This window comes from bacterium (genome assembly GCA_041648665.1).
Classification (GTDB): domain Bacteria; phylum UBA10199; class UBA10199; order 2-02-FULL-44-16; family JAAZCA01; genus JAFGMW01.
Window position 1 is genome coordinate 1 of sequence record JBAZOP010000113.1, and the last position, 8,199, is coordinate 8,199.

Sequence of the window (8,199 nt, forward strand, 5' to 3'; positions counted from 1 at the left end):
TGGGCTCACCTCACCTTGAAGGTAACAGGAGACACGGGCGCGGGCGAAGTTACCGCCCTGGGTGCCTCTCCTCGTCGTCTCGCGCTTTCAAGACCTGCACGTCCGAGTGGATCTTGACCATCAGGTCGAAGAGCTTGTCGTAGCGCCGGGTCTCCTCGTCGCTGATCTGCTTGTCCATCTGGGTTCGCTCGATCCGCTCGGCGCTCTGGGCGCTCCGGACCTGCTCGAGCCGTTCCTCCTGGGCCCCGGCCGCCCGGCACGAGGACCCGAGCGCGAGCCCGAGCCCGACGAGGGACGCGAGGATGACGGTCGCGATGCCGAAGAGCCACTTCCGGGTGCTCTCGGTCCAGCCGACGGCGGGCAAGACCTTCTCCTGAAAGGGTTTCATCGCGGTCTGGACCCAGCCCATCTCGAACGGGTAGTGGCACGCGCCAGGATGGAGCGGCCCGGTCGGGATGAGCGGGCGCGGGTTGGGCGAGTCGGGCGCCGGCCGTGCCAGTGACTCCTGCGAGTAGTCGTGGTGCTTCACCGTGCTCATGGGGAGCTCTCACACGACTCGGGGCACGGCGTCCCACGAGGCGCCGAGTGCGACGGGCGTACGGCGCCGGCAAGGCGCGGGATGAGCGTCTCGAGCTCGCCCAGGGCTTTCCCGTGGTGCTGGAGGAGAAGGACGAGCGACTCGAGCTGCGACTCGATGCGCCCGAGCCGCTCTCCCTGCCGCGCCTCGAACTCGTCTAAGGCCTGCTGCGTCACGAGCGCCATCAGCTTTCCCCACTCGCAACAGGGATGTCCTTTGACTTCGACGGCACGAAGTCGATCCACACGAGAATCGGGCTAGACGGAGAACTCGCAACGGTTTCGTGCACCATGCCGAGCCCTTGCGCGAAGATATCACCGAGTGCATTGTACGCAGAAGACGCCATTCCTGCGTCGCTTACATGGACGGAGGCCCAGTTACCTCGCGTCGACCCTGCGTCGATCGGGAAAAGCACCTGACACCGGCCGAAGGTGCAAATCGGGACCTTCGCATCGCCCGCAATGCCGCCCTGGAGCACGACGCCCATCGCGAGGATCGTTCCGGCAGGAGCCGCGATGTACGCGTCATCGAGGTCGGCGTACTGGACGACGACCTGCCCCTTGACCGACGTCGTGCCGGTCTTGTTCGTCAAGTACGTGACGAGCTTCTTCTTGCCGTTGAGGATCATCTGCTACCTCGCTCGGTACTGCGCCTTGAGGATGACGGTGTCGTTGTTCGCCGCGGGCCGGGTGATATCGTACTTCGCCCGCACGTACTTGAAGCCCAGATCGTTGAGCGAGATGGCGATCTGCGAGGTCGCGCCGGCCAGCGTCGCGACCTGATTGAGCACGTCGTCGGTGAGGTTGCTGTAGACGTAGATCGCCTGCCAGTCGCGGTTCCCCGGCGTCGCGTCCTCATCGTTCGTGACCTCGATCGTGAGGACCGAGGTGTTGTCGGCTCCGCAGATGACCTTGCCGGTGAGCGTGATCGTGCCGTAGACGTCGGTGTCGAGCCCACCCTCGGACGGGTAGTAGGCATCGGCGGAGACGTTCGAGAGGTCGGCCCAGCTCACGGTCAGGACCTGCGGGACCTGCACGACTCGGAGCCGGCGATAGAGATCGGTCACGAGGTGAACAATGTCCGCGTTCGCGACGCCCGTGCCGGCCACCGTGGTCTCCGCGACCGCGCCGATCTTGACCGGGTTCGCTGAGTCGGCAACGGCGCCGTCGGCCTGGTTGCCGCAGACGTTCACGAGGAGTCGGCGCATGGTGTCGGTGATCAGGTGCCCGACGTCGCCGGCGTCGATCACGTCAAGGTTCTCCGGTGCGGCGTTGCTCACGGCGCGAGCCCCAATCTTCACCGGGTTCAGGTTCGCAGAGTCTTGCGCGTCGTCTGCAGTTGCCCCCTCGGCGAGCACGCGAAGCCGCCGATAGAGATCCGTGATGAGATGTGCGATGTCCCCGTCGGCGATGCCCGTTCCTGCCGGCGTCGTCTCGGCGACCGCCCCCAGCTTGAGGGGGTGCTCGGTCGTGACGTTCGTCGCGCCGTCGGCGACGCCGCCCACGGCGTGGGCCCAGAGCCGGCGCTTCAAGTCCGCGACGAGGTGGACCTTGTCCGCGTCGGTCACGTCGGTGACCGCGGTCGGAACATCCTCGGCCACGGCGCCGACCTTCAGCGGAAGCTCGGTTGCAACGTTCGCGGCGTCATCGGCGACCTGGCCGATCGCGCGGATCATCGTAGGATTGCTGCCGCCCATGATTCTCTCCTTCTCCTAATCTGCCAGGTCCGGAACGTCAGTCGGAACGAGCCCAGAACCGTTGGGGTACTGCCTGTAGTCGCTGATGTAGCCGCCCGCGTCGAGGTAGCCGACAAGGCAATTGCTTGTCGTGTGTGTGTTGTCGGTGCCCGTGAGCAGGCTGGTCCACGTCGCGTAAGCACCGCCTCTGATCCACACCGTCCAATAGCCTGCCAGATGGCCAAATGCGTCAGTGACACTGGCTCGCGTAACGCAGAGTTCGTACTCTGTGTTGATGGCAACAACGTCCGCTGCTGTCGCAGCAATTATTGATCCTGCGCCATTGATCCACTTCTGAAAGCGTACAATCTCAGTGTCAGTAATTACTAAAGCGTAGCCATTGAAATTTGACGCTGTCAAAATAGCTGGCACTGATCCAATAAGCGGCAGATAGAGCACACCAGCCGCAGTACCTTTACGCGCCCTGAAGTACCACGCCCCATACGCCTGCGGGCTCGCCTCCCTGCTCGCGAAGTACCCGGCCGTCACACCCAGGAGCCGGCGCCGCGTCCCGGTGTCGTCCCACTTCATGGTGCCCGAGAGCACGCGAACAGGGCCGCAGTTTCCGCCAGCCGCGACAGCCGCCACGGAGACGGGGTAGTCGGTCCGGTTCGCCAGGACGTTGCACTCCAGCGCGTGGTCGAGGTAGAACTTGCGGACCTGGGCGTCGGTCCAGAGGCCAGAGTCGAGAGCGAAGATCTCTAGGTCGCCGTCGAAGGCACGCGGAATTGCTGTTGGGCTATATGTATTGAATAACTCAACTCTTGCCGAGGGGGCTGTAACCAATGCTCCAGCTCGCGCTACTAACGCTGTTACTGTTTGCGACTCGCCGTCAACCCATATCTCTGGAAGTGTTAGTGGGCTGACTTTGTTATGCCTAATTACGACAATATGAGTAACATTCGGTGATATTGGCACAGTCCAGATAGCGTGAGCAGGATCGCTGTAGTATATGGAATAAGCTAACGCATTTACAGGTGCTCCTCCAAAGTAAATAGTAGCTCGCTGACCCCCACCCGTATCAAGCCAGAGCAATTGACCAGATCCGTTTTCTCCCTTTGTCTTGATCAAGCACTTGAATGCGATCGTCCACGGGTCAGGGTACAGGCTCGCATTCACCGGCGTCTGCGCCAGCGGTCCGTTCGCCCCGCCCCGGCCAGGAGCCGAGTGGATGATGTGGCCCTTGTCGCTCCGCTGCTGGAGACAACCGGAGATCGTGAAGTCGGTTTCGAGGCTGCCCTTGTTTGGAACGATATTGCTCCCGTTCCTTGGACCATCGAAGTACACCAACGGAAGCGAGCCCGTGATGTTCTTGGGGTCGGGCGGGAAGAAGATCGACTTGCCTGTGAAGACGCTGCCGATCTGGTCCCACAGATCGGAGAGGTTCTTGATCTCGGCGTCCGTGAGAGCCCTGCCGAGGATGGCGTCGTTGAACGCACACATGAGGCCATAATCGTTGATTCTGGAACCGTAACTGAGAACAGCGCCGTAGTTCAAGAGCGTCAGGTTTGCATCGTTACCCGTTGGTGCAATGGTTCCAGCCGCATTCGCGCGGAATGTGCCGTCAACGAAAAGCTGCGGTATAGCGCCGGTCACCCAGCGAATTGCGACAGTCCTGGCTCCCGTAAGTGCAGTCGAAGCTACCGTGCGTATGCTTACACCGTCCGCGATCCAAAGTGTGTTAGCGCCCTGGATAATGACTTCTAGGTCAGTGCCGCCCTCATCCACCTTGGAGTAGACACGGGACTTGATTGCCGTCACGTAATCAGGAGGCAAGGTCTGGAAGTTACGCGCCGTCCAAAACAGCGTACCACTCGCAACACGCAACTCAGGAGCCGCGCCGCTATCAACGATCGAAACAGAACCACCACCGGCAGCAGCAGACTTCTCTTGACTGAGGTAGTAGCCCTTCTCGCCGCGTCTGAAAGCCAGGCCGACACCAGCCGTGCCGGGAGTGATGATGCGAGGCCGAGCGTAGCTGTCCCAGCACTCTACGGAACCCCGAATAAAAGCCGTCGCCATTGCGGGCGAGAGACTCTTCACGAAATCGATGAAGCCGTTGATACCTGGCATCTAGGGCCTCCTCGCCTGGTAGCGAAGCCGGGCCGTGAGGGCGCGTACCTGCATGGGGCTCCACTCTACGTTGTCGATGATTTGAAGTGCCTGCTCTCCTGTAAGATAGTAAGCAATACGCCCACGACCAAAAACAAGAGGAGCCGATGTATTACGCATACACGTATATACCCCTGACGATCCTACGGATGACGACAGCAAGGTGCCGTCTCTGTAGATTTTCAGGCCAGCGGAACCTCCTCCGTTGTACGTAACAATAAGCACATGTGGAATTCCGGTTTTTATAGCCGCTGCCGCATTACTATAAATTACGCCTCCGAGTGTTGCGTCACTCAGCAAAACGTAGACAGCCCCACCGGACGGGCAATAGATTTCGTACTCCCCATAATCACTAGCACCGAAACCAGATCCTTTGTAGACAATGCTCCAGTTTCCGGTAACCGTCCCCTTGACGATCATAGCAATCGAGAACGGGAGGTCTGCACTACCCGTCGTGAAGCTCAGTGCGTCGGCGTCGGGGATCGTGATCTGATCCCCGCCGTCGAACGAGAAGCCACGCACGAGCCCGGCCTCACGAGCGACCTTGGGGAACTGCGCCGCCGTCGCACCGTCGCTCCCCATCAGAGCCGTGCCGCCGATTCGCCCGCCAACGTCGGTCACGAACAGGCCGGCGTCGTTTTTGTAGTAGCTCGTGCCCGGCAAAACGGCCAGCGGGTCGTGAGCGCGGAGATGAGCGTGCCTTGCCGGAGGTGCGGCTCGTCAACGGCGGTGGCGACGTTGCCGTAGATCTCGAAGCGGTGGATGGTGCCGACGAACCGCTGTGCGGGGCCTGAACCACAGCCTATAGTCATCTGTGCGGCTTTAATAGAAGACCATGCAGTAGCAGCGTACTTGATGAGCACCCCATTGAGCCACAAATAGTTTGCTTCCGAAGTGACGGATACCACAAAAGTATTCTTTCCCGCCACAGCGGCAACACTCCAAGTTGCATATGCTAACTCAGCTATAAGTCCTCCCCCAGCTACCCAATACAATGTATTAGTTGAACGCTTCCAAAGATACTGACGACCGCCTGTCCCTATGATGTCATAGAACATATGGTCTGCATCATCGTCTAGTGCTGATCCAAATGTCACAGTAAACACAATTGTATAACCAGCTCGAAGAATCGACGGGCCGCTCACGTTGTACAGCAGGTTCCCGTTCCCGTCGAACGTGACCCCATCCGGCCCGAACGTCGTGCCGGTCCCGACGATGGTCGCGCCGTTTCTCTCGACGCTGTCACGGTCGGGGAACGTCTCCCGGAAGAGCAGAGGAAGCCTGCCCAGCTCGGGAACGTGGTCTCGCAGTCCGACGGTCACCGGGGCTTCTCCTCGCCGCCGAGGCCGACCTCACCAAGCCCCGCGGCCTCGACCGCGGCCGGCTTCCACGAGGGCTTGCGCTCCTCGATGACCTGCTGGACGAGCGTGTCGACCTCCTCGGGGAGGAAGCCCGCCGTCGCCGCCGGGCCGATGACCGGCTGGCCCACCGCGACCGCCTCGATCGCTTCGGCCATGGCCTTCGACGGGTCGGGGCCCTGGGCCACGATCGCGTACTGCGGCTGATCGCCGCAGACGAGCTTGCGGACCTGCGCGACCGGGAGCGGCTTCCCCCCTGCGGGCACCGCGGCCCGGATGAGCGCGAGCGCGGCGGCCTCATCCCGGCCGACCGCCGGCTTCGTCTCGGCCTTGGGCTCTTCGTAGTTCACGGGGTAGAGCGTCTTTTCGTCCATGGTCTTCTCCTACAGAGCCCTGGTCATGGCGTTGATGATCACGATCGAGGTCGCGTCGGCCGGCGTCCAGAGCGCCCGGAAGTACCGCGCGCCACACGTCACCTCGAGCTGGTAGTAGACCGTCGCCACGTCGGGCGAGATCCACGAGGCGTAGCCGCCGCCGCCCTGGCCGCGATCGACGACCATCTTCGTGACGTCGGTCCAGTTGGTGCCTTCGTTGCTCGACTGGAAGGTCAGCGTGCCGTCTCGAATGCCGATCTGGATCGTGAGCCAGGGCCGGTTCCCGATCTCATAGCCGCTCGAGCTGGGGTAGTAGACCGCGTCGGCCGCCGCCAGCGTTTCGTTCGCCCAGACTTGGGCGCTCTCGTCGCGGTCGTCCGCGGTCGTGTTCGCGCTCACCCGGTCGGCCGCCGCGACGTCGTCGTAGGCCGCGGAGACGACCCGGAGCCTACGGTACAGGTCCGTGACGAGGTGGACCATGTCAGCGTCAGTGGCTGCCGCGACGACCTGATCAACGACGGCGCCGATCTTCACGGGGTACTCGGTCGCGACCGAGGCGACGTCGTCGGCGACGGCGCCCACCGGATGGGTCCAGAGCCGCCTGTAGAGGTCGGTCGTCAGGTGAACGAAGTCGGCGTCCGTGACCACGCCGGCCGCGATGGGCTCATTCTCGGCGACCGCGCCCACCTTCAGGGGGTAGTCGAGCGCGTCGTTCGCCGCGTTGTCGGCGGTCCCGCCCATCGGGTGCGTGAAGAGCCGATGCTCGAGGTCGAGGGCGAGGTGAGCCACGTCCCCGGCGTCCACGTCGGACGCGGCGAGCGTCGTCGTCGTGTAGGCCACGCCGCCGGTCTTCACCGGGTTCGTCGCGTCGACCACCGCCCCGTCCGCAATCGGCCCCTCGGGGAGCGTGCGGAGCCGGCGGTAGAGGTCGGTCGTCGCGTGGACCATGTCGCCGACCTGCGCCGCGTCGGGCGCGAGGTGCGAGATGGCGATGCCACCGACCTTCAGCGGGTTCAGGGCCGCGGTGTCGGCGGCGTCATCGACCGTCGCGCCCTGGGGAAGCGTCTGGAGCCTGCGGTAGAGATCGGTCACGAGCTGCGCGACGTCGCCGTCGTCGACTACGGAAAGCGCCGCGTCGGCCGTGCCGGCGACCCGGACCGGGGCGAGCGCCGCAGCCGAGCCGTCGTCCACGTTCCCGACCGCGTTGACGCGGAGCCGACCGGCGAGGGTCGTCGAGAGATACGCCGCGTCGGCCTCGGTGACCGCGCCGGGCTCCGCGTCGGTGGCCTTCGCACCCACGATGACCGGCTTCGCGCCGCTGGCCGCCGCGTCGTGAGCGACGACGCCGCCCACAGCCGGAGAGCCGGCCGTGCCGCCGTTCAAGACTGTGGTGCCGCCCCACTCCGCGACGTTGACGTCTCCCGCGTCACCCGAAAAAGAAGGGGACAGCGCATCGAGAAGAGCGCCTCCTTCCGGTGTCACCCCGATGACGTTCAGGTAGACGCTCGTCGCGGTGGAGAAGGAGACGACCGACGGGAAGATGCGGTCCGCGAACATCGTGTTGATCACGTAGACCGCAGGCGTCTGGCTCAGGGTGTGGTTGACGAGCGCCACCTCGGGGATGTGCAGCGCCGGGTACATCGCCGTCCTCTCGAGGGCCGCGAGCGCGCTCCGGTACTGCATGTAGAGCATCAGCTCGGCGATGCCGGCGGCGTTGCCGGTCACGACAAGGAGCACCTGATCCCAAGATGTGACGTCGAAGCCGCTGTCTACGGCGGGTGCGGCGACGTCGGCGGCTGTTACGATTCTTCGGCCGAGGGAACGAAGCTCACTCGCGCGGCTCTTCGTGGGGGTCGTAGCCATGCTTGGACTCCTCGATCGCCTCGGCGAAGAGCCGGGCGGTCACGGGCCAAGCGTAGCGGGCGAGAGCCTGCTGGGATAACTTGAGGCGCGAGTCGTGGTCGAGCGGCATCCGCAGCGCTTCGACCAGAACGTCCCGGAAAGTCTTGGAGAAACAGCCCTCTGGAACCCACAGCGTGCCGC

10 protein-coding genes are annotated in these 8,199 nt (G+C 63.4%); 1 reads left to right on the plus strand and 9 read right to left on the minus strand.

Features of this window, described 5'->3' with window-relative positions; genetic code table 11:
- Nucleotides 1-49: 49 nt before the first annotated feature.
- Nucleotides 50-538, minus strand: coding sequence for a hypothetical protein (locus WC683_18130; GenBank protein ID MFA4974529.1), 489 nt, complete (start codon nt 536-538; stop codon nt 50-52).
- Nucleotides 539-585: 47 nt separating this feature from the next.
- Here WC683_18130 and WC683_18135 point away from each other — a divergent pair, with 47 nt between their 5' ends.
- Complete coding sequence (locus tag WC683_18135; GenBank protein MFA4974530.1) at nt 586-738, plus strand: hypothetical protein; 153 nt, start codon at nt 586-588, stop codon at nt 736-738.
- Between the two features lie 23 nt (nt 739-761).
- On the opposite strand, the gene WC683_18140 is transcribed toward WC683_18135, so the two are convergent.
- The 8 genes from WC683_18140 to WC683_18175 form a co-directional block, all read right to left on the minus strand.
- A complete protein-coding gene (locus WC683_18140; protein ID MFA4974531.1) occupies nt 762-1,205 on the minus strand; it encodes a hypothetical protein in 444 nt (147 codons plus the stop codon).
- A 3-nt stretch (nt 1,206-1,208) separates the two neighbouring features.
- On the minus strand, nt 1,209-2,273 hold the full coding sequence (locus WC683_18145; GenBank protein MFA4974532.1) for a hypothetical protein: 1,065 nt from the start codon (nt 2,271-2,273) through the stop codon (nt 1,209-1,211).
- A 15-nt stretch (nt 2,274-2,288) separates the two neighbouring features.
- On the minus strand, nt 2,289-4,385 hold the full coding sequence (locus WC683_18150) for a hypothetical protein (protein ID MFA4974533.1): 2,097 nt from the start codon (nt 4,383-4,385) through the stop codon (nt 2,289-2,291).
- Nucleotides 4,386-5,006 carry a LamG-like jellyroll fold domain-containing protein gene (locus WC683_18155; protein MFA4974534.1) on the minus strand — a complete coding sequence of 207 codons (621 nt, stop codon included), beginning with the start codon at nt 5,004-5,006 and terminating at the stop codon, nt 4,386-4,388.
- A 35-nt stretch (nt 5,007-5,041) separates the two neighbouring features.
- Nucleotides 5,042-5,746 (minus strand): hypothetical protein, encoded by a 705-nt coding sequence (locus WC683_18160; protein MFA4974535.1) that lies wholly within the window; start codon nt 5,744-5,746, stop codon nt 5,042-5,044.
- Entirely contained in the window at nt 5,743-6,156 is a 414-nt protein-coding gene (locus WC683_18165; protein ID MFA4974536.1) for a hypothetical protein, read from the minus strand. The genes WC683_18160 and WC683_18165 overlap by 4 nt, the downstream gene beginning before the upstream one ends.
- 9 nt (nt 6,157-6,165) lie before the next feature.
- A complete protein-coding gene (locus WC683_18170; GenBank protein ID MFA4974537.1) occupies nt 6,166-8,019 on the minus strand; it encodes a hypothetical protein in 1,854 nt (617 codons plus the stop codon).
- The coding region (locus WC683_18175) for a hypothetical protein (protein MFA4974538.1) at nt 7,985-8,199 on the minus strand (215 nt) is incomplete at its 5' end. The genes WC683_18170 and WC683_18175, both read right to left, overlap by 35 nt.

What these genes read in the sequence shown, in the direction of transcription:
- WC683_18130 (MFA4974529.1), bottom strand. Translation starts at nt 538, where the DNA reads ATGAGCACGGTGAAGCACCACGACTACTCGCAGGAGTCACTGGCACGG.
- WC683_18140 (MFA4974531.1), bottom strand. Translation starts at nt 1,205, where the DNA reads ATGATCCTCAACGGCAAGAAGAAGCTCGTCACGTACTTGACGAACAAG.
- WC683_18145 (MFA4974532.1), bottom strand. Translation starts at nt 2,273, where the DNA reads ATGGGCGGCAGCAATCCTACGATGATCCGCGCGATCGGCCAGGTCGCC.
- WC683_18150 (MFA4974533.1), bottom strand. Translation starts at nt 4,385, where the DNA reads ATGCCAGGTATCAACGGCTTCATCGATTTCGTGAAGAGTCTCTCGCCC.
- WC683_18155 (MFA4974534.1), bottom strand. Translation starts at nt 5,006, where the DNA reads ATGGGGAGCGACGGTGCGACGGCGGCGCAGTTCCCCAAGGTCGCTCGT.
- WC683_18165 (MFA4974536.1), bottom strand. Translation starts at nt 6,156, where the DNA reads ATGGACGAAAAGACGCTCTACCCCGTGAACTACGAAGAGCCCAAGGCC.
- WC683_18170 (MFA4974537.1), bottom strand. Translation starts at nt 8,019, where the DNA reads ATGGCTACGACCCCCACGAAGAGCCGCGCGAGTGAGCTTCGTTCCCTC.